A 25,485-nucleotide genomic window follows, 5' to 3' on the forward strand; every position below is an offset into this window, starting at 1 on the left:
AGCCGTTGCGGCCGCGTCACGGGGGTTGGTGCGGTGTCACCGCCGCGGCAACTGCCCCTGCGGATCGACCGGCGTGCGGCCCTTGCGCAATTCGAAGTGCAGTTCGGGCCGGTCGGCAAAGCCGGTGTCGCCCGACAGCGCGATCGTCTGGCCGCGCCTGACGCTTTGTCCACGCTGGACGAGCAGCTTGCTGGCATAGCCATAGACGCTGGTCCAGCCACCGCCGTGCTTGACGATGACGAGACCGCCGAGCGCAGCGATGCCGTCGCCGGCATAGGCGACGACGCCGTCCGCGGTCGCGCGGATCGGCGTGCCGATCGGTGCGGCGATGGTAATGCCGTCGTTGCGCTCGCCGCTGCGCCCGGGGCCGAAGCGGCCGACGACCGCGCCATCGACGGGCCAGGCGAAGCCGCCGCCCGCCAGCCGTACCGGCGCCTCGACCACTGCGGTCGGCGGCAGCACGCGGCGCGCGCTGGCGACCGGCTTGGCGGGCGCCTGCCGCGGTGCGGGCGCGGGTTCGCCACCGGTCAGGATGTCGTCGATTTCGAGCGAAAAGGCGGCGGCGCGCTCGGCCGCGGAGGCGGGGCGCGCAGCATCGCCGGGGATCAGGATGCGCTGGCCCGCGCGCAGGATATACGGCTCGTCCAGCGCATTGGCCGCGACGATCCGCGACCATTCGATGCCATAGGCGCGTGCGATCGCGATGCCGCTCTCACCCTGGCGGACCAGATGGTACCGGCCGCCCGGGATCGTCAGGCGCTCGCCCGCCTGCACCGTAAAGGGCGGCGCAAGGTCGTTGGCGCGGGCGATCGCTTCCGATCCTGCCCCCGTCCGATCGGCGATCGCGCGCAACGTGTCACCGGGCCGGACGAGGTACCGCTGCTCGGCCACCACCTGGGCATCGGGCGTGACGGGGCGCGCTTCCCACACCGGCCGCGCGGTCCGCGGCATCGCCACGGGCTGGTCGACTTGCGGTGATGACCGCTCGTCGCTGTCATAGGGCGCCGGGCGTGGAATGGGCCTTTGCGCCGGGCGTGACGAGACGCGGGGATAGGTTGGCGGATCGTCGCGCTGCTGCTCGTCGCGGGGTGGGTCGTATCGGGGCCGGTCGTCCCGTGCCGGATCGTACCGGGGAGACGCGTGCGGCATGGGCGGGGGCGCCGTATCCTGAACGGGCATGTCGACGCTCGGGATACATCCTCCCAGCATCAGCAGCGCGAGCGGGGCGACGGCGCGCTTCATGTCAGCGCGCGGGCTCCAGCCGGTCGAGCCCGCCCAGATACGGTCGCAGCACCGCCGGTACCGCGACCGACCCGTCCGCCTGCTGATAATTTTCCAGCACCGCCACCAGCGTCCGCCCGACCGCAAGGCCAGAGCCGTTGAGCGTATGGACGAAACGCGGCGTCTTCTCGCCCTCGACGCGGTAGCGCGCGTTCATCCGCCGGGCCTGGAAATCGGTGCAGGTCGAACAGCTTGAAATCTCGCGATAGCGCGCCTGGCCGGGCAGCCAGACCTCGAGGTCATACGTCCGCGCGGCGGCGAAGCCCATGTCGCCCGCGCACAGCAGCATCCGACGATAGGGCAGTTCCAGTGCGTCGAGCACGCCCTCGGCGCACGCGGTCATCCGCTCGTGCTCCGCCTCCGACGCATCGGGGGTGACGATCGACACCATCTCGACCTTATCGAACTGATGCTGGCGGATATAGCCGCGCGTATCGCGCCCCGCCGCGCCGGCCTCTGACCGAAAGCAGGGCGTGAGCGCGGCGAAGCGCAGCGGCAGCTCGCTCTCCGGCAGGATCGACTCGCGCACGATGTTGGTCAGCGACACCTCGGCGGTCGGGATCAGCCAGCGGCCATCGGTCGTGCGGAACAGGTCCTCGGCGAACTTGGGGAGCTGGCCGGTGCCGAACATCGCCTCGTCGCGGACGAGCAGGGGCGGGCACACCTCCTCATAGCCATGGTCGCGCGTCAGCCGGTCGATCATGAACTGGCCGAGCGCGCGTTGCAGCCGGGCGGCGGCCCCGCGCACCAGCGTGAAGCGCGCCCCCGCCAGCGCGACGCCCGTCTCGAAATCGAGGCCGATCGCCGCGCCGATCGCGTCATGCTCGCGCGCCGGAAAGGCAAAGGCGGGGGGCGTGCCGCGGGTGTGCACGACGACATTGTCGTCCTCGTCGGCGCCCTCGGGCACGTCGACGGTGGGCCGGTTGGGCAGTGCGGCGAGCGCATCGTCGAGCGCCGCGGCGGCTTGCGCTTCGGCTGCCTCGAGCGCAGGCAGCGCATCCTTCAGCGCCGCGACCTCTGCCATCAGCGCCTGCGCGCGTGCCTCGTCCTTCTGCGCCTTGGCCTGGCCGATACCCTTCGACAGTTCGTTTCGGCGGGTCTGAGCGTCCTGCGCCGCCGCGATCGCCGCGCGCCGGCTGTCGTCGAGCGCGATCAGCCGCGCGGACTGGGGCTCGGCGCCGCGGCGGGCAAGGGCGGCATCGAAGGCGGCGGGGTCGTCGCGAAGGCTGCGGATGTCGTGCATAGGCGCATGGCTATGGCCGCGCCCCTCGCACGGTGCAAGCGGGCAAGCGGGCAACCGCATGGCGGGCGCGGCGTTACCTCTTCGACGATCAATGATGAGGAGATGTCCGATGCAGGTCCCGCACAATGCGTTCGTGCTCGTCGCCGACGGGCGCAAGGCGCTGTTCTTCCGTAACGAGGGCGATGCCGACTATCCCAACCTCCAGGTCGAGCACGCCGAAGAGCATGTGAACCCCGCCGATCGCGACCAGAAGACCGACGCCGCGGGCCAGGCATCCTCGACGCAAAGCGGATCGATGGGCGAAACCGACTTCCACCAGCAGGAAGAGGATCGCTTCGCCGCCGAAACCGCCGACATGCTGAAGCGTCGTGCGCTGGCCAACGATTTCGAATCGCTCGTCATCATCGCGCCGCCCCGGACGCTGGGCGAGCTCCGCAAGCATTATCACAAGGAAGTCAGCGACCGGTTGAAGGGTGAACTGGCGAAGGACCTTACCGGTCATCCCGTCGCCGACATCGAGAAGGCGCTGCAATCCGCCTGAACGTCCGCCCAAAGCAAAAAGGGCTGCCGGAGGCGATCCGGCAGCCCTTTTTCGTGGCGGCGTCGCGCGGGTCAGGCCGTGGTGGCGCGCGCCATGCGACGGCGGGCGACGAGCGCGGCCGCGGCGGCGCCGAACAGCAGCACCATCGGCGGCGCCGGCACCGGAGCCGGGGGCCCGCCCGACGAGCCGGTCGACCCCGACGAGCCGGTCGACCCGCTGGAGCCGGTCGACCCGCTCGACGTCCAGCCGCCGCTGGTGCTCCACCCCTTCGAGCTCGATCCGCCGGACGAGCCGCTCGACGAACTGGACGAGGATGTCGACGACGAGCCGCTGCTGCTGGACGAGGACGAGACATTGCCGCTCGACGAGGACGAACCGCTAGTGCTGGACGAGGAGGACACGTTGCCGCTCGACGAGGAGGACGACGACACGTTGCCGCTGGAAGAGCCCGACGACGTGCTGCTGACGTTGCCGCTCGAGGTCGACGACGTGCTGCTCACCCCGCCGGTCGAGCTCGACGTGGACGAGCCGCCAGACGAGGTCGAACTGGAGGACCCGCCAGTCGAGGTCGATGACCCGCCAGTCGAGGTCGAGGAACCGCCGGTCGAGGTCGAGGAACCGCCGGTCGAGGTCGAAGAACCGCCGGTGGACGAACCGCCCGTCGAGGTGCTGCTCGACGTCGAACCGCCGCTAGACGTCGAGGAGATGACGATGCTGCCGCTCGATCCCGAGCTGCCGCCGCCGAAGAAACCGCCACCGAAGAAACCGCCACCGCCGCCGGCCCAGCCGCCGCTGCCGCCGACGACCACCGGAACTGCGCCGCCGCCACCGCTGACGAAGCCCTCGCCGCGGGGCAGGGGCAGCGGCACGGGTGCAGCCTGGCTCGCCACCGTCACCACTGCGGGTGCGCAACTGGTTGTCGTGCGGGTCACCACCCGGCGAATGCGCGCACGCGGGGCCACCGACGCCACTTCGCGATGGACGATGCGCTTTTTGACCTGCTTCACGAAGGCGGGACGGTTGGGGCGTTCCGCGACGTGTACCGCGCCACCCCCGATCAACGCCCCCCCGCACGCACAAGCGCACAGTTTCGCCAAGGCCATTCGCACGGACATAATATTCTCTTTCGCTTCCGACCTGCGCTGGCCGGTCTCCCGTCACGACGAGCGATCGCCGCTAGCTCATCAAGTGCAAATCAATGGTTTAAGTGCAAGGACATTAACCGCCTTTCGCGGCAATTTGCCCGGCAGAAACGGGCTGGGTACGGTTGGCACAGCGTTAATGTGCCAAGACGGAACATCCGGCGAGCCGCCATTGTCCATTTCGGGCCAGTCGAAGCACCGGCTCGACCTGCCAATCAACCGATCGATTCGTAAGAAAATTTCGCTTTACGGCAAAATTCAGCAACTCGGCTCGCTTGTCGTCACGGACGCGCGCGATTATAGGCCCGCTCATCCAAACTTGGGGGCGGTCCCTTGGCACATCAGGGGCCGGAGGGAGAGTGGTATGGTAGCGCAAGTGAACCGCGTACACGACGACACGACCAATCCTCTGCCGGCGAACGACGCCGAGGACGGTTATCGGCCAAGCGCCGACGAACCGTTCATGAGCCTGAAGCAGCAGGCCTATTTCCGCACGAAGCTGCTGCGCTGGAAGGAGGCGATCCTCAGCGACGCCGCCGGCACGCTCAACCAGCTACAGCTCGATTCGCTGCGCGAGGCGGATCTGACGGATCGCGCATCGAGTGAGACGGACTGGTCGATCGAACTGCGCACCCGCGACCGGCAGCGCAAGCTGATCGCCAAAATCGACGCCGCGCTGCGCCGCATCGAAGAGGGCGAATACGGCTATTGCGAGGTGACCGGAGAGCCGATCAGCCTCGGCCGGCTGGAAGCGCGCCCGATCGCGACGATGACGCTGGAGGCGCAGGAGCGCCACGAGCGGACCGAGAAGGTGTCGCGCGAGGATTGATTGAAGGCGGGTGGAAGGCCCCTCCCGCTTGCGAGAGGGGCCGCCTTTCGTCGCTCAGAGCCGGGCGATCTCTTCCTTGAGTCGCAGCTTTTGGCGCTTCAGGTCGGTGAGCGTGGCCGCGTCGGGCATCGGGCGATGGGTTTCGTCGGCGATGCGGCGATCGAGCGCGGCATGCTTGGTCTCCAGAGCCTGTTGATGCGCGGTGTGCATTTCGGTGTACCTCCTGATGCATGCGGTTGGGGGAACGAAGTAAACCACCAACGCGGCCGGTTGTCGTCCCCCAAATCGAAGCGACGCGACCGGACGACCGTTTGCATGCGACGACCCGCGTCTCGCCGTCGGCCCGCACGGTGCGCTTGTTGCGACCGCGCCGGTCGCCTAGACGTCTGGGCGGGAAACGGGCGGACCGGAGGGCATGATGGACGAGACGGAGATCGCCGCACGGCTCGACCGCCTGAGGATCGAGCATCGCGACCTCGACGTCGCGATCGAGGCGCTCGCGGCGACGACCAGGCCCGACCAGTTGCAGATCGCCCGCCTCAAGAAGCGCAAGTTGCGCCTGCGCGACGAGATTTCGATGCTGGAGGACGAGTTGATCCCCGACATCATCGCCTGACCGGCCACCATCTTCCATCCCAACCGCCCCGCTTCGAAACACGCAACCCAGAGACGCCGCTTTGCCCGGTTCGACGCTTGTGCCACGCAGAACGTCATGATCGCCGATCGTCCCGAATCACGCATCCATCGCCGCCTGATCGACTCGCTCTATACCGAGGCGATGCTGCTGGCCGACGAGGCGCGAGCGTATTTCGACGAGGTCGGCCGCAACGAACGCGATGCGCTCGATCCGCTGATCCGGGTCGGCTTTTCGTGCGAGTCGCTGAAGGTGACGACGCGGCTGATGCACGTCATCGCCTGGCTGTTGACGCAGCGCGCGGTCGATGCGGGTGAGCTCAAGGCGCGCGAGGCGCTCGATCCGACGCGGCGGCTTGGCGCGGCGCCGTCGTTCGACGCCGATCTGCTCGACGCCCTGCCACCGCGCGCGCGCGCGCTCGTCGCCTCGAGTGCGGACCTGCACCGCCGCGTCGGGTTGCTCGACGAGGCGCTGGACGGCGCGGCGGTCGCACCGAGCCCGGTCCATGGCTTGCACGACCGGATCGCCCAGGCGTTCTGATCGACCCCCCGCGTTATTGCGGCGCCATCACCGACAACAGATCGTCGACCTTGCCGACCGCGAAGGCGGTATGCTCGTCGCCGACCGCATAGGGCAAAAGGATGCTACGCCCGTGGAGCAGCGCGCCGCAACTGTACGTAACGTTGGGCACATAGCCGCCGCGCTGTTCCGCGCTGGGGAAGAGCAGCGGTGAGGGGGTGCGGGCCAGCACCTTCGACGGGTCCGCCTTGTCGAGCAGGCAGGCGCCGACGCAATAGCCGCGCACCATCCCGACGCCGTGCGTGAAGACCAGCCAGCCTTCGTCGATCTCGAGCGGCGATCCGCAATTGCCGATCTGCACGAACTCCCACGGGTAGCGCGGCGCCATGATCGGCGCGCCCGTCTCCCACGTATAGAGGTCGTCGGAGCGTAGCAGCCAGATCTGTTCGTTGTCCTGCCGCCCGAGCATCACGAACTGGCCGTCGATGCGGCGCGGGAACAGCGCCATACCTTTGTAGCCCGCCATCGCGCCGAGCAAGGGGCGCATCTCGTACGTCCGCTCGTCGATACCGCGCAGCAATTCGCAGCGCGTATCGCGCCCGTCGAACGCGGTGTAGGTGCCGAGCACGCTTTCGACCCCATCATGGTCGGTGAAATTGACCAGGCGCATGTCCTCGACACCCTGGCGCTGGCTCGGCAGCGTCGGGAAGATCACCGTTTCGGAAATGTCCCGGCTATCGGGTGAGTGCAGCTTTACCCAGCCGCCCTCATCGTCGCTTTCGATCTGCGGCGGCACGCCCTGGTCGCTCGCAGGGTCGATGACGAGGCCGCGGTCGCCATCCCAGGTGCCGGTGCGGAAAGTGACGGACGAGATATGTCCCTCGCCGATCCCGCGCAGCGACAGGACGAAGCGGACACTGCCGACATCACCGCGCTCGTCTGGCGCGCGGACGATGCTGGGGTTGAACAGCGCCGCCGATTCGAACGCATATTCCTGGCTGAAATAGGCACCCAGCAACAGCCGGTCGCGGACGTCGGACACCTCGCCGACGTCGAGCCGGTCCTTCATCTCCGCGTACCGGCGTAGGAAGGCGTCGTCGACGTTGCGATGCCGCTTGCGCATCGCCTCGTGCAGCAGGCCGAGCATGCGCGTGCGCATGTCCTCGTCGAGTGCCATCAGGCGCGAGGCCACTTGCTGGACGCGGGTCGGCCGATCCCCGGCGAAGGCATCGGGATAGCCGAAATCGAAGGGCCGGATCACCGTTCGCGACGGATCGGGCTGCAACAGGATATCGAGCGTGGTGAAGACGTCGGCTGCGTTCATCGACCTGGCGTTCCTTCGCATGCGCCGCGGCCCATCGCGGTGCGCATCGACAGCGCACAGCGCACAAGCGCGCCGGATTGATCCATGATGGTGTGGCCGGAAGGCTTTCGTCACCATCCGGCCATCGGCGCGTCAGGCGGGGTGCAGGCCCATGCGCGTGCGCGCCGCGCGATACTGCTCCGCCATCCGCGCGATCCGCGCCGCGGCGGGCTCGACGGCATCGACCGCGCCGATGCCCTGACCCGATCCCCAGATGTCGCGCCAAGCCTTGGCCTTCGACCCATTGCCGCCGCCGAAGTCCATCGTCTTCAGGTCGCCTTCGGGCAGATGGTCCGGGTCGAGCCCCGCCGCCTCGATCGAGGCGCGCAGGTAGTTGCCGTGCACGCCGGTGAACAGGTTCGAATAGACGATGTCCGCCGCGCGCCCCGCGACGATCGCATCCTTGTAGGCAGGCGCCGCATTCGCCTCCGCGGTCGCGATGAAGGGAGAGCCGATATAGGCGAGGTCGGCGCCCATCGCCTGCGCGGCGAGGATCGCGTCGCCCGTCGCGATCGAGCCCGACAGCGCGAGCGGGCCGTCGAACCACTGGCGGATTTCCTGAACGATCGCGAAGGGCGACAGCCGCCCGGCGTGCCCGCCAGCACCCGCGGCGACTGCGATCAGGCCGTCCGCCCCTTTTTCGATCGCCTTGCGCGCGAACCGGTCGTCGATGACGTCGTGCAGCGTGATGCCGCCCCAGCCGTGAACCGCAGTGTTGAGATCCTCGCGCGCGCCGAGCGAGGTAATGATGATCGGCACCTGCCATTTGGCGCAGGTCGCAAGGTCGGCCTCCAGCCGGTCGTTCGACTTGTGGACGATCTGGTTGACCGCGAACGGCGCGGCCGGGCTGTCAGGATGGTCGCGGTTGTGCGCCGCCAGTTCCTCGGTGATGCGATGCAGCCATTCGTCGAGCAGCGCCTGCGGCCGCGCGTTGAGCGCGGGGAACGAGCCGGCGATTCCCGCCTTGCACTGGGCGATGACCAGATCGGGGTTCGAGATGATGAACAGCGGCGACCCGATAACGGGCAGGCGCAGGCGATCGAACAGGGCGGGCAGGCTCATGGATCGGTTTTGTAGCGCAACGGATACCGCTGTCCAGCGGCGGCATGCACGCCTGCGACGCGGGGCCGTCGAGCGATGCTGGTGGCTTGCGAGGGCCCGTCAAAGGTGTAGGACGTCGACCATACACCATATCGGAGAGATGTCCGTCCCATGAGGCTCGCTTTTGCCACTGCGCTCGCGCTGACCGTGTCCACCCCCGCGCTCGCCGCAGGATCGCTGCCCAAGACGGTCGTGCCCGTGCTTTACGATATTGCGGTCTCTCCCGACGCGGAAAAGATGACCTTTTCCGGAACCGAGACGGTGGCGATCGACGTGAAGGCGCCGACGCGCACGATCGTGCTCAACGCCGCGGACCTCGCCATCGCCAACGCGACCTTCGACGGCAAGGCGGTGCCCTTCGCGCTCGACAAGGCGAAACAGGAACTGACGCTGACGCTGCCCGCCGCTGCGACGGCGGGCCGCCACAGCGTCGCCTTCGCCTGGACGGGCAAGATCAACCAGTCCGCCGCCGGCTTCTTCGCGATCGATTACACCAACCAGGACGGGTCGAAGGCGCGGATGCTCGCGACGCAGTTCGAGGCGCCCGACGCGCGGCGCTTCGCACCCATGTGGGACGAACCCGCGTTCAAGGCGAAGTTCCGACTGACGGCGACGGCGCCCAAGGGTCAGCTCGCCTTCTCGAACATGCCCGCGACGGACGTCGCGACGCAGGCGGACGGCAAGCAGCTGTACAGCTTCGCCGAAACGCCGGTGATGTCGAGCTATCTGCTGTTCCTCGGCATGGGCGACATGGAGCGCAAGACGGTCAAGGCCGGTAACGTCGAGATCGGCGTCATCACCCGCCGCGGCGTCGTCGACCAGGGCGGTTATGCGCTCGCCGAGGCGAAGCGGCTGCTGACCTATTACAACGACTATTTCGGTACGCCCTATCCCTTGCCCAAGATGGATATGATCGCCGGCCCGGGTTCCAGCCAATTCTTCGGCGCGATGGAGAATTGGGGGGCGATCTTCTACTTCGAACCCGAATTGCTGTTTGACCCGAAGCGCGCGACCGAAAGCGGCCGCCAGCGCATCTTCACCGTCGTCGCGCACGAAATGGCGCACCAGTGGTTCGGCGATCTCGTCACCATGGCGTGGTGGGACGACCTGTGGCTGAACGAGGGCTTCGCCTCGTGGATGGAGAACAAGTCCGCCGCCGACCTCAATCCGACGTGGCAGGCGACCGCCTCTGCCGTCGCGTTCGATCGCGAAGGCGCGATGGGCATCGACGCGACGTCCGCGACGCATCCGATCATCCGCAAGGTCGATACGGTCGACCAGATCGGCGAGGCGTTCGACGGGATCACCTATTCGAAGGGGCAGGCCGTGATCGGCATGCTCGAATCGACGCTGGGCCCCGACACGTTCCGCGCCGGCATCCGCCGCTACATGGCGAAATACAAATATTCGAACACGGTCACCGACCAATTGTGGAGCGAACTGTCCGACGCCGCCGGCAAGCCGGTCCAGCAGATCGCGCACGACTTCACGCTGCAGGGCGGCGTGCCGCTGGTGACGCTGTCCGGCGCGCGCTGCGCCGGCGGGACGATGCAGGCGACGCTGGCGCAGGGGCGGTTCGGCCTCGATGCCGCGTCGAAGACACCGCAGACGTGGCACGTGCCGCTGATCGTCGCCACCGTCGGCGGCGGCGAGACGCGCACGATCGTTTCCGGTGCGGCGACGCAGCTATCGGTCAAGGGCTGCGGCACGGTCGTCCTCAACCGCGGCAAGCAGAGCTACACCCGCGTGATGTACGACAGGGCCGGGCATGACGCGATCGTGCGCGACTATACGCGCCTGTCGCTCGACGATCGGCTCGGCACCCTGGGCGACGATTATGCGCTCGCCTCCGGCGGCTATCAGGACCTCGCCCGGTTCTTCGAAGTGATGGCGAAGGTCGGCGAGGGCGCCGATCCGCTGGAATGGCAGGTCGTCGCCGGCCGCCTCGGCGGACTGACCGGCATCTACGACAAAACGCCGCTGGAACAGTCGATGCGCGATCGCACCGTCCAGATCCTGGCGCCGGTGATGCAGCGGATCGGTTTCGCCGCCAAGCCGGGCGAATCGCCGCAGGTGTCGAACCTGCGCGAGACGTTGGTGGGGCGCCTCGGCTCGAACGGCGACCCGGAGGTTTTGGGGCAGGCGCGCCGTTACGTTGCTGCGCTGGCGACCGATCCGACCGCGATCCCGCCGGCGATCCGCCAGCCGATCCTGTCGACCTTCGCGATCAATGCGACGCCGGCGGAATGGGACCAGCTGCTCAGCCTCGCCAAGACGGAGAAGAACCCCGTCGCGAAGAACCGCTTCGTCTCTTTGCTCGGCGCGAGCCGCGACGATACGGTCGCGGCCAAGGCGCTCGAGCTGCTGCGCACCGACACGTTCACCGCGCCCCAGAAGGCGTCGCTGCTCCGATCGGTAGCGGGCTCGCACCCCGACATGGCGTTCGACTGGGCATTGGCCAACCGCGATCTCGTCAACGGCTTCGTCGAGGAAAGCCAGCGGTCGGGCTTCATCCCCAGCCTGGGCGGCGGATCGAACGATGCGGCGATGCCCGGCAAGATAAAGGCCTATGCCGAAAAGTACCTGCCCGAAGCCTCGCGCGGTACGGCGATGCGCACCTTGTCGCTGATGGCGGTGCGCAAGGACATGGCCGAGCGTCTGCGCCCGGCCGTGGCGCTGTGGTTGGGTAAGTAAGCGACGGTGCGTGCGGCGGTCCGGCGGGCTGCCGCATCTGCCCCGCTGCTAACCGCCGTCTTGGCCGCGTGCGGTTACCGTCCCGCCGGCAGGCCGGTGACGCGCGCGAGGCCGTCGTCGCCGAACGAGACGAGCCAGTTACTGCCGTTCTGGCAGGTCGCCGCCCAGGCGGGGCGACCGTTGACGCCGTCGGGCTGGCGGCGCGTGCCGACGACGCCCTGGCAGTCGTTGCCCGCATCGCGGATCGCGCGCAGGATGACGCCCTGGCGTTGCGGCTCGGTGAGCGCGACGACCTTGCTGGCAAAACCGTCCGGTTTCACCGATGCGGGCTTCGCGCTATTGCCGGGCGCGTCGCCGTTCGCGGCGGACCCGCATCCGGCGAGTGCGAGCAGTGCGGGTGTCAGCACCGCCATCACACGGGAAGTCGGTCGGCCCATCGATCGGATCGTCATCGCTCTGTCCCTTTCCTGAGGATGTTGCGCCAGCGTAACGCGCCGCCCTGCAAAGGGAGCCAGCGGAATTTCGTGACAGTCCGATGGCGCATTTATGAACCATCGTGTCGCACGATGGTCGCCAAACTGACACGCTCCGCTGTCACAGCCGGTCGCAAGATGTTGCGAACGTTTCGCGCGGGTAAGGGAGCATCTTCTTGGCAACACAGATGAACACGGCGGGCGTGGCGAAAGCCTATGACCGCTGGGCGCCGGTGTACGACCTCGTCTTCGGCCCCGTCTTCCGGCAGGGGCGCGCGGCCGCGATCCGCGCGGCGGAACGTGCGGGGGCACGGATCCTCGAGGTGGGCGTGGGCACGGGCATATCGCTGCCCGGCTATTCGAAGGGCAGCCGCATCGTCGGAGTCGATATCTCCGAGGACATGCTGGACAAGGCACGCGACCGCGTCCGCAAACTGGGCCTCGCCAATGTCGAGGCGATCGAGGTCGGCGACGCGGAGGCTTTGCGCTATCCCGACGACGCCTTCGATGCGGTCGTCGCGCAATACGTCGTTTCTGCGGTGCCCAATCCGGCAAAGGCGCTCGACGAATTCGCCCGCGTCTGCCGCCCCGGCGGCGAGATCATCGTCACGACGCGGGTCAGCGCCTCGGGCGGCATGCGCGGCAAGATCGAAAAGGGACTGATGCCGATCACCAGCCGGCTCGGCTTCCGCACCGATTTTCCTTTCTCGCTCTACGTCGACTGGGCGGAGGGGCGCAGCGACGTGTCGCTGATCGAGGCGCGGCCCATACCGCCGCTCGGCCATTTCTCGCTCGTTCGTATCGCCAAGCACGCTCCGACTCAGGATCACATGCAATGACCAGTTTTCGCGCGCAGCTCGCCGAACAGCGGTGGGACGACCATCGTTATTACCACCACAGCCTGGTCAACCAGAGCCTGCACTTCGTCAGCGCCTGCACCTTCCTGACCGCTTATGCGCTGCTCTTCGTCGATGCGGCGGTGGCGAGCCTGCTCGCCTGGGGCGTCGCGATGACCAGCCGCCAGGCGGGGCATTTCTTCTTCGAGCCCAAGGGCTACGACCACAAGAACCACGCGACGCACGAGCACAAAGAGGAGATCAAGGTCGGGTACAACCTTGCCCGCAAGGTCGTGCTGATGAGCCTGTGGGCGCTCGTCCCGGTCACTCTGTTCCTCGAGCCGACGCTGTTCGGCATGCTGCCCGCCCCCGCGGACGGGTGGCAGACGACGCTGCGTCGCGTCGGCACCGCGTGGCTGTTCCTGGGGGCGGGTGCGATCGTGTTCCGCTCGCTCCAGCTGTTCATCCAGCGTGACGTCGAGACGGGCCTGGTCTGGGCGACGAAGATCGTCACCGATCCGTTCAACGATTTCCGCATGTACAAGAGCGCACCGGGCCGCTTGCTGCGCGGTGAGCGCTTCGACGATCCGGACGCGGTCGCCCACGGCTGATCGCCGCCGGCAGGATGAGGGGGCGGTCGATGCGGCCGCCCCCTTTTCGCGTGTCAGTCGCGCCCCAGCCGCGCCGCGATCGTCTCGCGCAGAAGGCGGCGGCGCACCGCCTTGTTGGTGGCGCCCTCGGCATGCCAGAACCACCCGTCCGCCCGCATGGCGCGCACCGCGCCGACGAACCGTTCGACGATCTCAGCGAAGAGCGTGTCGTCGATGTCGAGGCTGAAGATCAGCCGCCCGGTGCCGACCCAGCTCAGCGCCAGATCCGCCTCGCGGAGGTAATATTGCAGCATCCAGTTGTAGGCGGACGGCGCATCGTAGAGCACGGTCCAGATCGTCTGGAGATTTGCGACGCGCACCGGCAGCGATTCCGCCGCCATTGCTGTGTTGAGCGCGGCGGCGCGGGCATCCCAGCGTGCATCGATCCCGTCGTACAGGGCCGCAGCCTCCGGCCCGTCGATATGACGCAGGAATGCGTTCATCGATCCCATCACATAGGGATGCGCGTTGAACGTGCCGCGCGCGAAGCAGATGTCGACCGGCCGATCGTCGCGCCAGCGCTTCATCAGGTCGGCGCGCCCGGCGAGCACGCCGACGGGCAGGCCGCCGCCCAATGTCTTGCCATAGGTGACGAGGTCGGGCGTCACGCCGAAATATTCGGCGGCCCCGCCCTTCGCCAGGCGAAATCCGACGAACACCTCGTCGAGGATCAGAACGATGCCGTTGGCGCGGCATACCTCGGCCAGTCGGCGCAGCCACGCGCCATACGCCTCGCGGTCGATCCCCGCCTTGCGCCCGCCATCGACCAGCTGGCCGTCGGACGGCGCGGCGCCGTTGGGGTGGAGCACCTGCAGCGGATTGACGAGCACGCAGGCGATGTCCTTGCGACTGGCGAGCACGCGGAGCGTCTGTTCGGACTGGTCGGCGAGCGTCAGCGTGCCGTCGGCGGGGACGGGATTGCCGATCCCCGGCTGCACGTCGCCCCACCAGCCGTGATACGCGCCGGCGAAGCGCACCAGCCGGCGGCGGCGCGTGTGATAGCGGGCGAGGCGCACCGCCTGCATCACCGCCTCAGTCCCCGACATATGGAACGACACCTCGTCCATGCCGGAAATCGCACGGATGCGCGCGACATTGTCGGCGACCACCGGATGGAGCGCGCCGAGCACCGGGCCGAGCGCCTCGACCATCGCCGCGCCTTCGCGGATCATGCGCTTGTACGCCTCATAGCCCAGCAGATTGACGCCGTACGATCCGGTCAGGTCGATCAGCCGGTTGCCGTCGAGGTCGTAGACGTTGGGCCCGTCGGACCTTTCGAGGAACGCGCCGGTGCCCAATGTCTCGCGGACGCGGCGGCCGAACTGGAACGGCACGCGATAGGCGCCGGTGAATTGCAGGTCGGACAGGCCGCCGCGCGTCTCGCGGGTCAGCGCCAGCGTCTTTGCAAAACGGGTCGCATAGACGGCGCCCAGCCGCTCGAACCCGGCCTGGCGCTGCGCCGTGATGTCCGCCGGAGCGTCGTCGGCACGGAAGAAGCGGTCGGGGCCATATTCGTAGAAGGGGATTTGCCCGGCGATACGCTTCGCCATGCGGACGTGGCCGCCCAGCGAGCGGTGCTTGGCGCGCGACAGGGCGAGGCGCTGGCGACCCTTGGCAGCGGCGAGGATGCCGGCGCCCGCGGCGATCGGATAGAGGAGGATGGACATGGTTGCGACTGAGCGCACGGGCATGACGCCCCGATGACAGCGCCCAAAGGATTGATGCGGCTGCTGTTGCAGGAGGACGTCAATTTCCTGCTGACAAACCGCATTCCGCGTCGGCTGGCGACCAGGGTGGTCGGCCGCATCGCGCGGATCGAGCATCCGCTGGTGGCGCGCCCCGCGCTAGCGCTGTGGCGCTTTTTCGGCGGCGTCGACCTGTCGGATGCGGCGACGACGCGCTTCCGGTCGCTGCGCGACGGGTTCACGCGTGCCCTGAGGCCGGGCGCCCGGACGTTCGACCCCGATCCGGCGGCGATCGCATCGCCCTGCGATGCGATCGTCGGCGCGCACGGGCGGATCGACGGCGACGCATTGTATCAGGTGAAGGGTTTCCCGTACCGCCTCGGCGACCTCGTCCCCGATCCCGCGCTGGTCGAACGGTTCCGCGACGGCAGCTTCGTGACGCTGCGGCTGACGGCGGGGATGTACCACCGCTTCCACGCGCCGCACGACCTGACCGTCGACGGTGTCACCTACCTGTCGGGCGACTGCTGGAACGTCAATCCGATCGCGCTGAAGCGCGTCGAGCGATTGTTCTGCCGCAACGAGCGCGCAGTGATCGAGGCGCGGCTCAAGGACGGCACGCCGATGCTGCTGGTGCCGGTCGCCGCGATCCTGGTGGCGAGCATCCGGTTGAGCTTCCTCGATACCCAACGCACGCTGCGCCAGTTCGGGTCGGCGCGGGTTGCGTGCGACGTCGCGCTGACGAAGGGCGAGGAGATGGGCTGGTTCGAGCACGGATCGACGATCGTGATGTTCGTGCCCAACGGCGTGCGGCTGAGCGATACGCTGGAGGAGGGCGCGGCGGTCCGGGCGGGGCAGGGGATCGCGTGCGTATGAGCCCTTTTTTAGGAAGGGGGAAGGGACTGTCATCAGCGGCGTTCCTCACCCCAAACCCCTCCCCTGAAGGGGAGGGGCTTTAACCCTGTCGTTCGCGGCGGAGCTGGTCCCAATAGTCCAATCGTTCCTGCAACCGCTTCTCGAAGCCGCGGCCGGTCGGTTCGTAGAAGCGCTGCGGCGGCAGCTCGTCGGGCCAGTAGTTCGCGCCCGAAAACGCCTCTGGCGCGTCGTGATCGTAGGCATAGTCCGCGCCATAGCCGATCTGCTTCATCAGCTTGGTCGGCGCATTGAGAATATTGTCGGGCGGCATCAGCGATCCGGTCTGCTTCGCCGTCCGCCACGCCGCCTTTTGCGCCATATAGGCGGCGTTCGATTTGGGGGCGGTGGCGAGGTAGAGGCACGCCTGCGCGATCGCGAGTTCTCCTTCCGGGGAGCCGAGGAAGTCGTACGTGTCCTTTGCCGCGATGCACTGGACGAGCGCCTGCGGGTCGGCGAGGCCGATGTCTTCCACCGCTGCGCGCGTCAGCCGGCGCAGCAGGTAGAGCGGCTCCTCGCCCGCAGTCAGCATGCGCGCTAGGTAATAGAGCGCAGCCTGCGGGTCCGACCCGCGGATCGATTTGTGCAGCGCGCTGATGAGGTTGTAATGGCCTTCGCGATCCTTGTCGTAGACCGCGACGCGGCGCTGGAGGAAGCCTGACAGGCCGGCGGGGTCGAGCGGTTCGGGCAGGTCGACCGAAAACAACGTCTCCGCCTGGTTGAGCAGGAAGCGGCCGTCGCCGTCCGCCTGCGCGACCATCGCCTCGCGCGCGGCGGGGGTGAGCGGCAGGGGCCGCCCCTCGGCCGCTTCGGCGCGGTCGAGCAGCTTGGTCAGCGCGGGCGCGCCCAGCCGGTGGAGGATCAGCACCTGCGCGCGGCTGAGCACCGCGGCGTTGAGTTCGAACGACGGATTCTCGGTCGTCGCGCCGACCAGCGTCACGGTGCCGTCCTCGACATAGGGCAGGAAGCCGTCCTGCTGCGCGCGATTGAAGCGGTGGATCTCGTCGACGAACAGGAGCGTGCGCTTACCGACCCGGGCATGCTCGCGCGCCTCGGCGAACGCCTTCTTGAGGTCGGCGACGCCGGAGAAGACCGCGCTGATCGGCACGAAGCGCAAGTCGACGGCGTCGGCAAGCAGGCGTGCGATCGTCGTCTTGCCGGTGCCCGGCGGTCCCCACAGGATCATCGACGACAGGCGCCCGGCCGCGACCATCCGGCCGATCGCGCCGTCCGGGCCGGTCAGATGCTCCTGCCCGACCACATCGGCGAGCGTGCGCGGGCGCAACCGGTCGGCGAGCGGCGCGTCGGGGCCGGGGGCGGGAGGGGGCGGCTCCGGTTCGAGCCCGGTCAGCAGGTCTGCCATCACTCGCAAGATAGGGTGGGCGAGGCGGCGCGTCATCGTGGAAGTTCGCAAAAGTCGCAGTGTTTTGGGGTCGGTTTTACATGAAGATATATCGCAAAGCATCTTGACTCTGATTCTCTGCGATATATCTTGATCGCATCATGATATGGAGTCGATGATGTTTGATCATAGGGAAGGCCGTCACGGACGGCATGGCGGTGAGGGTGCCTATGCCCGCAGTCGCGCCAACAATTTCGGTCCGCGCGGCGGTTGGGAGCAATGGGGCGAACGACTGGAGCAGCGCTTTGCCGAGGTGTTCGGGGAGAAGGGCGGTCATGGCGGCGGCGGCGGCCGACGGCGCATGTTCGACGGCAGCGAGCTGCGCCTTGTCCTCCTCAAGATGATCGCCGATGCCCCGCGCCATGGGTACGAGCTGATCAAGGCGATCGAGGAGATGACTGGCGGCGCCTATGCGCCGAGCCCTGGCGTCGTCTACCCCGCGCTGACGATGCTCAATGAAATGGAACTGATCGAGGAGCAGGCGAGCGAGGGGGCGCGCAAGCGGTTCGCGGTGACCCCCGCCGGCGAGGCGCATTTGGCCGAACATGCGGAGGCGGTGACGGCGCTGATCGCGCGGCTGACCGGGCTGGGCGCGGAGCGTAGCCGCGGCGATCATGCCCCGGTACGCCGCGCCATGCACAACCTGCGCCATGCGGTGCAGAACCGTGTTATGCGCGGCGACCTGGACGAGGACGCGCTGTACCGTATCGTCGCGCTGATCGACGAGGCGGCGCAGAAGGTGGAGCGGCTGAAGTGAGCGCGTCCGTCGCACGGGTGCCGACCCATTCGGCGAGCCGCTACCTCCAGCAACTCGCCAAGCATTGGAGCCACAAGATGGAGGTCGCCTTCACCGCGGAAGAAGGGACGATCGCCTTCCCCGACGGATCGCGGCTGGAGATGCGGGCGAGCGAGGAGACGCTCGACCTGCTGCTGACCGTGCCCGAGGGCGAGGATGCGTCGCGGATGCGCGAGGTGGTGGCGAGCCACCTCGACCGCTTCGCGTTTCGCGAAGCGCCGCTGACGTTCGACTGGCGCGAGGGGTAAAAGCTTTCCCCAGCACGCCTCAACCCGTCACCCCGGTCGTAGAACCGGGGTCCCGCTTCTCCTACGGTCCGCCGGAAAAGCAGGACCCCGGATCAAGTCCGGGGTGACGAGGGGACGGAAAATGAGGTTCGGGAACCCGACCCGCGCCTTTTATCACCCGCGCGGCTATCAGCCGCGCAGCTTCAGATAGGCGTCGAGCACCGCCTGGTTCGCGGTGTCCCAGCGGTAGCCCGCGGCGCTTTCGTGACCCGCCGCGCCCATCGTCGTGCGGAGGGCCGGATCAGCGGCGATGCGGGCGATCGCGTCGGCGTAGCCCGCGATGTCGGTCGGTTCGACCAGGAAGCCGGTGACGCCGTCCTGGACCAGGTCGACCGCGCCGGTCGCGCGTGCGGCAACGACGGGGACGCCCGCGGCCATCGCCTCCGTCGTGACGTTGCCGAACGTTTCGGTGATACTGGGGTTGAAGAAGACGTCCATCGACGCGACCGCGCGGCCGAGGTCGTCGCCCGACTGGAAGCCGGCGAACACCGCGCCCGGCGCGGCCTCTGCAAACCAATCCTCCGCCGGACCCTTGCCGATCACCAGCGCCTTGTGCGCGACACCGCGGCGGCGCAATTCGGCGAGCACGTCGGCGAAGACGTCGAGCCCCTTTTCCTTGACCAACCGGCCGAGGAAGCCGATCGCCAGTTCATTATCGGCGATGCCGAGCGACCGCCGCCAGTCGAGGCTGCGCCGGTCGGGCCGGAACCGGTCGTGGTCGATGCCGCGCGACCACAAGGTCATTGGCGTCGTCACGCCCCATTCCCGGAGCAGCGCGCCCATGCTCGGGCTGGGCGGCATGACGAGATCGACGCGATTGTAGAAGCGCGTCATCAGCGCCTTGATGAGCGGTTCGACGAAACCGATCCGGTAATAGCGGAAATAGGTTTCGAAGCGCGTGTGGAACGATGCGACGACAGGTATGCTGTGCCGCCGCGCCCAGGTGACCGCGCCGTGATTGAGGAATTCGGGGGCGGAGACGTGGACGATGTTGGGAGCGAATGCCTCCAGATCGCGGCGCGTCGCGGCGGGCAGGTAACGGCCGATGCGATATTCCCCGCGCCCGCCCGGCATCGGGATCGCGGGGACGGAGACGAGGTCGCCCGTCGGCGGAAAGGCGGGCGGGTCGATCGTCGGCGAATAGACGCGGACCGCCACGCCCGCGGCGAGCAAGTGGCCGACGAGCAGGTTCAACGCCTGGTTCGCGCCGTCGCGCGTGTAATTGTAGTTGCCGCTGAACAGGGCGACGCGAAGGTCGGAGGGGTGCATGATGCCGCACGCCATAGCGTTCGGATTGCGGCACGACTATGTCGGCGCCGACACCCGATTATCGAGGAGCTTGCCATGGCCGATCTGTCCGCCTTCCCGATCACCAAGCGCCGGCCGCCGCAGTTTCCCGACCGCATCCAGCTGTATTCGCTGCCGACGCCCAACGGCGTGAAGGTGTCGATCATGCTGGAGGAGACGGGCCTGTCGTACGAGCCGCACCTGATCGATTTCGCCAGCGAGGATCAAAAGACGCCCGAGTTCCTGGCGCTCAACCCGAACGGCAAGATCCCCGCGATCATCGATCCGGAAGGGCCGGGCGGCCAGCCGCTGGCGCTGTTCGAAAGCGGCGCGATCCTGCTGTATCTCGCCGAGAAGACGGGGCAACTGCTGGGGCAAGGCCCGGCAGACCGCTGGCGCGCGATCCAGTGGGTGATGTTCCAGATGGGCGGCGTCGGCCCAATGTTCGGCCAATTGGGCTTCTTCAACAAGTTCGCCGGCAAGGATTGGGAGGACAAGCGCCCTCGCGACCGATACCTAGCCGAAAGCCAGCGACTGCTGGGCGTGATGGATGCCGAACTGGCGGGCAAGACATGGTTCCTGGGCGACCATTATTCGATCGCGGACATCGCGATGCTCGGCTGGGTACGCAACCTCATCACCTTCTATGAGGCGCGCGAGTTGGTGCAGTTCGATCGGTTCGCCAATGTCGCGGCGTGGCTGGAGCGCGGGCTCGACCGGCCGGCGGTACAGCGCGGCCTCGCGATCCCTGCGCGCAGCTGAACGCTCAGCGGTAGAGGGCGCTGACGTCGAGCTTCAGCCCCTCGATCGCGACGATCGCGCCGTCGTGATAGTGCGGCGCCGCGATCAGCCGCATCCAGCGTGCGCCGCCGTTCGCGGGGCGCAACTCGACGTCCAGCGTGAAACCGCGGCGGTGTTTCAGCGCATGCGCGCGCAACCGCTCCATCGCGGCACGCGATCCTTCGGCGTACAGGCGCACCACCTCGTCGCGCGCGACGCGGGCGCCGCGCGGCAGGCCGAACAGATCGTAGACCCCATCCGACCAGATCAGCCGATCGCCAGGAAATTCGCATCGCCAGCGGCCGGGCATGCCGGGGGGGAGCGGCGGCAGATCGTCGATGCGCCCGAGGTCGAACCGCATCGACCGATCCTCGAGCGGCCAGCTGTGGTGAAGCGCGAGAGGTTCGGTCGGCAACATGCTCGGATCGGCCGTAACATACGTCCGATTAAAGAACCATATCGATATCGATGTTCCCTTATCGTTCCGTCTAGGCTAAAGGGCTTGGCATGGCCAAACCCCAGAAACGCTACGTCTGTCAGGCCTGCGGGTCGGTGTCGCACCGCTGGGCGGGGCAGTGCGGCGATTGTGCCGAGTGGAACACGCTTGTCGAGGAGGCGGGAGCGGTCGTGACGCCGTTCCAGGCGAAGCACAACCTGCAGACCGGGGGGCGGGCGGTGCAGCTGGTCGGGCTGGACGCGGAGATCGCGCTGCCCGACCGGATGGCGACGGGTATCGCCGAACTCGACCGTGCGCTGGGCGGCGGCTTCGTGGAAGGGTCCGCGACGCTGATCGGCGGGGATCCGGGTATCGGCAAGTCGACGTTGCTGCTGCAGGCGGCGGCGAAGCTGGCGAGCGCGGGTCGGGCCGTGGCCTATGTTTCCGGCGAGGAGGCGGCGGATCAGGTGCGGCTGCGCGCGCGCCGGTTGGGATTGGGCAACGCGCCGGTGCAGCTGGCGGCGGCTACGTCGACGCGCGATATCCTGACGACGCTGTCGCTGGGCGCGCCGCCCGCATTGCTGGTGATCGATTCGATCCAGACGATGCATTCCGACCTGATCGAGGGTGCACCCGGCACGGTCAGCCAGGTGCGCGCTTCCGCGCAGGAGCTGATCCGTTTCGCCAAGGAACGCGGCACCGCGCTGGTCCTCGTCGGCCATGTCACCAAGGACGGCAGCATCGCGGGGCCGCGCGTGCTGGAGCATATGGTCGACACCGTGCTCGCCTTCGAGGGCGAGCGCAGCCACCAGTACCGCATCCTGCGCGCGATCAAGAATCGGTTCGGCGGCACCGACGAGATCGGCGTCTTCTCGATGCAGAGCGAGGGGCTGAGCGAGGTCGCCAACCCCTCCGCCCTGTTCCTGACCAGCCGCGACGAGAGCGTGACGGGCGCCACCGTCTTTCCCGCGCTGGAGGGGACGCGGCCGGTGTTGGTCGAAATCCAGGCGCTGGTGGTGCGCCTCGCCAGCGGGGCGACGCCGCGGCGATCGGTGGTCGGCTGGGATTCGGGCCGGCTGGCGATGATCCTGGCGGTGCTGGAGGCGCGGTGCGGCCTGTTCTTCTCGTCGGCGGAAGTCTATCTCAACGTCGCGGGCGGGTACCGGGTGCAGGACCCGGCCGCGGACCTCGCCGTCGCCGCGGCCTTGGTGTCGGCGCTGTCGGAACGGCCCGTCGCAGTCGACGCGGTCGCGTTCGGCGAGATCGCGCTGTCGGGCGAAATCCGCCCCGTCGCGCACAGCGCCCTGCGCCTCAAGGAGGCGGGCAAGCTCGGTTTCGAGCGTGCGCTGGTCCCGACCGCGATGGCGAAGGAGGAAAGCCCGCTGCGCCTCACGGGCTTCCGCACGCTGGCGCAGTTCGTCGATCATATGCTGGGGCGGTAGCGTCTCCTCATCGGGGTAATGACGCCTTGCCCCTAGCCGCCGACGCCCGGCGTCCCTATCGAAGGAGCCATGGCCCTGACCGCTCTCGACATCATCGTCCTCCTGCTCGTGCTGGGCGCTGCGGCGATGGGGTTCGTGCGCGGGTTCGTGACCGAAGTGCTGTCGCTGTTCGCCTGGGTCGCGATCGTCGCGATGCTCAAGCTGTTCCACATCGCGCTCGCCGCGTCGCTGGCGCGGACGATCGGCACGCCGTCGGGTGCGGCGGTCGCCGCTTTCGCGATCATCGCGGGCGGTACCTATGTCGTCGGACGGCTGGTCGCGACCGCGATCGGGCGGCGGACGCGCACGTCGATCCTGGGGCCGGTCGACCGCGCGCTCGGCTTCGGCTTCGGCGCGCTCAAGGGGCTGATCCTCGCCAGCCTGGGGTTCCTGCTCGCCGCGCTGGTCGTCGACACCGCGCGCGGCGGCGCTGCCAACCGGCCCGAATGGATGGTGCGATCGCGCACCTATCCCCTGCTCAATGCGACGAGCGCGGGGATCGCCGATTTCGTCGATCGCCGTCGCCGCGGCTTGCCCGTCTTCGGATCGCGTGCAGCGATCGCCGATTCTGCCCCGACCAATGCGAGTGACGCGCCGTGAACGCCCCCCTCTACAATGCGGAGATCCTCCGCCTCGCCGCGTCGATCCCGCATCACGAACGGCTCGCGCACGCCGCCGCCAGCGCAGAGAAGCGCTCGCCCGTCTGCGGCAGCCGCGTGACGGTCGACGTCGGGATCGACGCCGATGGCCGGGTGAGCGAGGTAGGGCTGCTGGTACGCGCCTGCGCGCTGGGCCAGGCGTCCGCCGCGCTGCTCGCGACGCATATTCTCGGCAAAACGCCCGCGCAGCTTGCCGCGGCGCGCGATGCGCTGACCGCTTGGCTGACGCGGGAGGGCGATCTGCCCGACTGGCCCGGCCTCGCCGTGTTCGACCCCGCGCGCGACTATACCGCGCGCCATCCGTCGATCCGCCTCGCGTTCGAGGCAGCGGCGGATGCCGCGGCGCAGGCGGTGGAGGCCCGTTCGCATGCATGACGCCTCGCCCGTCTCGATGCTGCGCGACGGCATGGTGCTGCTCGGCGCGGGCCTCGCCTTCGTCCTGCTGTTCCGCCGGCTGGGCCTTGGCGCGACGCTGGGTTTCCTCGTCGCGGGCGCGGTGGTGGGGCCGCACGTGTTCGGTATCGTCGGCGACGCGGAATCGAAGATCGGCGTCGCCGAACTCGGCATCACGTTGCTGCTGTTCATCGTCGGGCTCGAGCTGAACCCATCGCGCCTGTGGCGGATGAAGAACGAGATTTTCGGCGTCGGCCTGCTTCAGGTCGTCGTCTGTGGCTTGGCGATCACGGCGATCGTCTGGCTTGCCGGCTTTTCGATCACCGCCGCGCTCGCGCTCGGCCTGCCGCTGGCGCTGTCGTCGACCGCGCAGGTGCTGCCGATGCTGCAATCGGCGGGGCGGCTGCGCACGCCGTTCGGCGAGCGCGCCTTTTCGATCCTGCTGTTCCAGGACCTGTCGATCGTTCCGCTCATCACGATCGTCGCGGCGATGAGCCGCAATCCGGCCGATGCGCATGCGCCGCCGGGCTGGCTGCTGGGCGTCTACACCGTGCTGGCGGTCTTCGGCCTGATCCTCGCGGGCCGATTCCTGTTGCGGCCGCTGTTCCGGCTGATCGGCAATCTGGGCGAGCGCGAGATGTTCGTCTTCGCCGCGCTGTTCACCGTCATCGCCAGCGCCGCGATCATGGAGGCATTGGGCCTGTCGACCGCGCTCGGCGCGTTCATCGCGGGCGTGATGCTGGCCGACAGTCCGTACCGGCACGAGCTGGAGGCGGACGTCGATCCGTTCCGCGCGGTGCTGCTCGGCCTGTTTTTCCTGGCGGTCGGCATGATGCTGAACCTGCCCGCGATCGTCGAGCGGCCCGCCTTCGTCGTGACGATGGCGCTGGCGCTGATCGCGACCAAGGCATCCGTCATCTTCCTCATCGGCCTTGCGTTCAAGATGACGTGGCGTGCGGCGCTCGCGCTCGGCCTGCTGCTCAGCCAGGGCGGCGAGTTTGGCTTCGTGCTGTTTGCGCAGGCGCAGGCCGGCCTGCTGATCGCGCCCGACGCCGCCAGCCTGTTCGGCGCGATCGTCACGCTGTCGATGGCGACGACGCCATTCCTGATGGGGATCACCAGACGGTTTCGCGAGGAGCCGATCGCCAAGGACCAGGAGCGCGACGGGCCGAAGGCGGACGGGGCCAATGCGATCATCGTCGGCTATGGCCGGTTCGGCCAGACGGTGGGGCAGATGCTGCTCGCCAGCGACATACCGGTGACGCTGATCGACACCGATATCGAGATGATCGACATCGCCGGCGAATTCGGTGCGAAGGTCTATTACGGCGACGGCACGCGCCTCGATCTGTTGCGCCAGGCGGGGGCGGCGGAGGCGGAGCTGATCCTGTTCTGCATGGACGGCGATCAATTGTCGCCCGACCAGCTGGAGGCGGTGCACGAAGCCTTTCCGCATGCGGAACTGTACGTGCGCGCTTACGACCGGCGCGCGCTGGTCAAGCTGAAGCAGGGGCCGGCGAAATACATCGTGCGCGAGGTACTGGAATCCGCGGTGAAGATGGCACGGCTCGCGCTCGACGGGCTGGGTGTGGCGGAGGCGGACATCGACCGCGCCGAGCAGATGTATCGCAGCCGCGACAAGGAACGGCTGCGCATTCAGATCGAAGCGGGCGACCTGCGCGCCGCGCGCGCGCTCGTCGCGGAACAGCAGCCCTGGGGGAACGACCGCTGATGCTCGGGATATTGGCCGCGCTGTCGGGCGCGATCGCGGTGGCAGCGGGGGCGTTCGGCGCGCATGGCGCGAGCGGCGCGGCGCAGGAATGGCTGAGGACCGGCGGCCATTACCAGCTGATCCACGCCGTCGCCGCGCTCGTCGCGCTGCGCATCGAGGCGCGCGGGGCCGCCTGGCTGTTCGTCGCGGGCGGAGCGATCTTTGCCGGCACGCTGTATCTGATGGCGCTCGGCGCGCCGCGCTGGCTGGGCGCGGTCACGCCGATCGGCGGCGCGTTGCTGATCGTCGGCTGGCTGTGGCTGGCGTGGTCGCTGCGCGCCGGGTGATGC

26 protein-coding genes are annotated in these 25,485 nt (G+C 68.2%); 16 read left to right on the forward strand and 10 right to left on the reverse strand.

What is annotated here, in order from left to right; genetic code table 11:
• Positions 1-36 precede the first annotated feature (36 nt).
• Positions 37-1,242 (reverse strand): M23 family metallopeptidase, encoded by a 1,206-nt coding sequence (locus DM480_RS12465; RefSeq protein WP_115379477.1) that lies wholly within the window; start codon positions 1,240-1,242, stop codon positions 37-39.
• A gap of 1 nt (position 1,243) precedes the next feature.
• A complete protein-coding gene (gene serS / locus DM480_RS12470) occupies positions 1,244-2,524 on the reverse strand; it encodes a serine--tRNA ligase (protein ID WP_115379479.1) in 1,281 nt (426 codons plus the stop codon).
• Between the two features lie 109 nt (positions 2,525-2,633).
• On the opposite strand from serS, the gene DM480_RS12475 reads away from it, so the two are divergent.
• Together DM480_RS12475 and dksA are read left to right on the forward strand one after the other, a co-directional pair.
• Positions 2,634-3,065, forward strand: a complete 432-nt coding sequence (locus DM480_RS12475; RefSeq protein WP_115379481.1) for a host attachment family protein — start codon at positions 2,634-2,636, stop codon at positions 3,063-3,065.
• A 1,605-nt stretch (positions 3,066-4,670) separates the two neighbouring features.
• The gene (gene dksA, locus DM480_RS12485; protein WP_405053262.1) at positions 4,671-5,036 is read left to right on the forward strand and encodes an RNA polymerase-binding protein DksA; all 366 of its coding nucleotides are present in this window, start codon (positions 4,671-4,673) and stop codon (positions 5,034-5,036) included.
• Positions 5,037-5,090: 54 nt separating this feature from the next.
• Here dksA and DM480_RS12490 read toward each other — a convergent pair whose 3' ends face one another.
• Positions 5,091-5,246, reverse strand: a complete 156-nt coding sequence (locus tag DM480_RS12490; protein WP_115379487.1) for a YdcH family protein — start codon at positions 5,244-5,246, stop codon at positions 5,091-5,093.
• Positions 5,247-5,454: 208 nt separating this feature from the next.
• On the opposite strand from DM480_RS12490, the gene DM480_RS12495 reads away from it, so the two are divergent.
• Together DM480_RS12495 and DM480_RS12500 are read left to right on the forward strand one after the other, a co-directional pair.
• The gene (locus DM480_RS12495) at positions 5,455-5,652 is read left to right on the forward strand and encodes a YdcH family protein (RefSeq protein ID WP_115381283.1); all 198 of its coding nucleotides are present in this window, start codon (positions 5,455-5,457) and stop codon (positions 5,650-5,652) included.
• Between the two features lie 96 nt (positions 5,653-5,748).
• Positions 5,749-6,210, forward strand: coding sequence for a DUF1465 family protein (locus DM480_RS12500; protein WP_115379489.1), 462 nt, complete (start codon positions 5,749-5,751; stop codon positions 6,208-6,210).
• Positions 6,211-6,223: 13 nt separating this feature from the next.
• Here the strand turns inward: DM480_RS12500 and DM480_RS12505 are convergent, their stop codons facing one another.
• A complete protein-coding gene (locus DM480_RS12505; RefSeq protein WP_115379491.1) occupies positions 6,224-7,513 on the reverse strand; it encodes a glycoside hydrolase family 130 protein in 1,290 nt (429 codons plus the stop codon).
• A gap of 132 nt (positions 7,514-7,645) precedes the next feature.
• Positions 7,646-8,614 (reverse strand): NAD(P)H-dependent flavin oxidoreductase, encoded by a 969-nt coding sequence (locus DM480_RS12510; RefSeq protein WP_115379493.1) that lies wholly within the window; start codon positions 8,612-8,614, stop codon positions 7,646-7,648.
• A gap of 150 nt (positions 8,615-8,764) precedes the next feature.
• Between DM480_RS12510 and DM480_RS12515 the strand changes: the two genes are divergently transcribed.
• Complete coding sequence (locus DM480_RS12515; RefSeq protein WP_115379495.1) at positions 8,765-11,347, forward strand: M1 family metallopeptidase; 2,583 nt, start codon at positions 8,765-8,767, stop codon at positions 11,345-11,347.
• Between the two features lie 74 nt (positions 11,348-11,421).
• On the opposite strand, the gene DM480_RS12520 is transcribed toward DM480_RS12515, so the two are convergent.
• Positions 11,422-11,799 (reverse strand): hypothetical protein, encoded by a 378-nt coding sequence (locus DM480_RS12520; protein WP_125471528.1) that lies wholly within the window; start codon positions 11,797-11,799, stop codon positions 11,422-11,424.
• A 197-nt stretch (positions 11,800-11,996) separates the two neighbouring features.
• Here DM480_RS12520 and DM480_RS12525 point away from each other — a divergent pair, with 197 nt between their 5' ends.
• Both DM480_RS12525 and DM480_RS12530 read left to right on the forward strand, forming a co-directional pair.
• Positions 11,997-12,659 carry a class I SAM-dependent methyltransferase gene (locus DM480_RS12525; protein ID WP_198665825.1) on the forward strand — a complete coding sequence of 221 codons (663 nt, stop codon included), beginning with the start codon at positions 11,997-11,999 and terminating at the stop codon, positions 12,657-12,659.
• On the forward strand, positions 12,656-13,267 hold the full coding sequence (locus DM480_RS12530) for a hypothetical protein (RefSeq protein ID WP_115379501.1): 612 nt from the start codon (positions 12,656-12,658) through the stop codon (positions 13,265-13,267). The genes DM480_RS12525 and DM480_RS12530 overlap by 4 nt, the downstream gene beginning before the upstream one ends.
• 53 nt (positions 13,268-13,320) lie before the next feature.
• Here DM480_RS12530 and DM480_RS12535 read toward each other — a convergent pair whose 3' ends face one another.
• Complete coding sequence (locus DM480_RS12535) at positions 13,321-14,973, reverse strand: aminotransferase class III-fold pyridoxal phosphate-dependent enzyme (RefSeq protein ID WP_115379502.1); 1,653 nt, start codon at positions 14,971-14,973, stop codon at positions 13,321-13,323.
• Between the two features lie 33 nt (positions 14,974-15,006).
• Here DM480_RS12535 and asd point away from each other — a divergent pair, with 33 nt between their 5' ends.
• Positions 15,007-15,867 (forward strand): archaetidylserine decarboxylase, encoded by an 861-nt coding sequence (asd, locus tag DM480_RS12540; protein ID WP_232833993.1) that lies wholly within the window; start codon positions 15,007-15,009, stop codon positions 15,865-15,867.
• 79 nt (positions 15,868-15,946) lie between these two features.
• Here asd and DM480_RS12545 read toward each other — a convergent pair whose 3' ends face one another.
• Positions 15,947-17,266: a replication-associated recombination protein A gene (locus tag DM480_RS12545; protein WP_198665826.1), complete on the reverse strand. Its 1,320-nt coding sequence runs from the start codon at positions 17,264-17,266 to the stop codon at positions 15,947-15,949.
• Between the two features lie 157 nt (positions 17,267-17,423).
• On the opposite strand from DM480_RS12545, the gene DM480_RS12550 reads away from it, so the two are divergent.
• Together DM480_RS12550 and DM480_RS12555 are read left to right on the forward strand one after the other, a co-directional pair.
• Positions 17,424-18,062, forward strand: a complete 639-nt coding sequence (locus tag DM480_RS12550) for a PadR family transcriptional regulator (RefSeq protein WP_115381289.1) — start codon at positions 17,424-17,426, stop codon at positions 18,060-18,062.
• A complete protein-coding gene (locus DM480_RS12555; RefSeq protein ID WP_115379504.1) occupies positions 18,059-18,349 on the forward strand; it encodes a DUF2218 domain-containing protein in 291 nt (96 codons plus the stop codon). Before DM480_RS12550 ends, DM480_RS12555 begins: the two co-directional genes overlap by 4 nt.
• A 168-nt stretch (positions 18,350-18,517) precedes the next feature.
• Here DM480_RS12555 and DM480_RS12560 read toward each other — a convergent pair whose 3' ends face one another.
• Positions 18,518-19,657, reverse strand: a complete 1,140-nt coding sequence (locus tag DM480_RS12560) for a glycosyltransferase family 4 protein (protein WP_198665827.1) — start codon at positions 19,655-19,657, stop codon at positions 18,518-18,520.
• 75 nt (positions 19,658-19,732) lie between these two features.
• Between DM480_RS12560 and DM480_RS12565 the strand changes: the two genes are divergently transcribed.
• Complete coding sequence (locus tag DM480_RS12565) at positions 19,733-20,437, forward strand: glutathione S-transferase family protein (protein ID WP_115379508.1); 705 nt, start codon at positions 19,733-19,735, stop codon at positions 20,435-20,437.
• A gap of 4 nt (positions 20,438-20,441) precedes the next feature.
• Here DM480_RS12565 and DM480_RS12570 read toward each other — a convergent pair whose 3' ends face one another.
• Positions 20,442-20,816, reverse strand: a complete 375-nt coding sequence (locus DM480_RS12570) for a PAS domain-containing protein (RefSeq protein WP_232833994.1) — start codon at positions 20,814-20,816, stop codon at positions 20,442-20,444.
• A 146-nt stretch (positions 20,817-20,962) separates the two neighbouring features.
• Between DM480_RS12570 and radA the strand changes: the two genes are divergently transcribed.
• The 5 genes from radA (at position 20,963) to DM480_RS12595 (ending at position 25,482) form a co-directional block, all read left to right on the forward strand.
• Positions 20,963-22,333 carry a DNA repair protein RadA gene (gene radA, locus DM480_RS12575; protein WP_115379512.1) on the forward strand — a complete coding sequence of 457 codons (1,371 nt, stop codon included), beginning with the start codon at positions 20,963-20,965 and terminating at the stop codon, positions 22,331-22,333.
• Positions 22,334-22,402: 69 nt separating this feature from the next.
• Positions 22,403-22,972, forward strand: coding sequence for a CvpA family protein (locus tag DM480_RS12580; RefSeq protein ID WP_115379514.1), 570 nt, complete (start codon positions 22,403-22,405; stop codon positions 22,970-22,972).
• Positions 22,969-23,406, forward strand: coding sequence for an iron-sulfur cluster assembly scaffold protein (locus DM480_RS12585; RefSeq protein WP_115379516.1), 438 nt, complete (start codon positions 22,969-22,971; stop codon positions 23,404-23,406). The genes DM480_RS12580 and DM480_RS12585 overlap by 4 nt, the downstream gene beginning before the upstream one ends.
• Positions 23,399-25,156 carry a cation:proton antiporter domain-containing protein gene (locus tag DM480_RS12590; protein ID WP_115379518.1) on the forward strand — a complete coding sequence of 586 codons (1,758 nt, stop codon included), beginning with the start codon at positions 23,399-23,401 and terminating at the stop codon, positions 25,154-25,156. The genes DM480_RS12585 and DM480_RS12590 overlap by 8 nt, the downstream gene beginning before the upstream one ends.
• Entirely contained in the window at positions 25,156-25,482 is a 327-nt protein-coding gene (locus DM480_RS12595) for a DUF423 domain-containing protein (protein ID WP_198665828.1), read from the forward strand. Before DM480_RS12590 ends, DM480_RS12595 begins: the two co-directional genes overlap by 1 nt.
• Positions 25,483-25,485: the final 3 nt, after the last annotated feature.

The sequence above is a fragment of the Sphingomonas sp. FARSPH genome (assembly GCF_003355005.1).
Taxonomy (GTDB): Bacteria; Pseudomonadota; Alphaproteobacteria; order Sphingomonadales; family Sphingomonadaceae; genus Sphingomonas.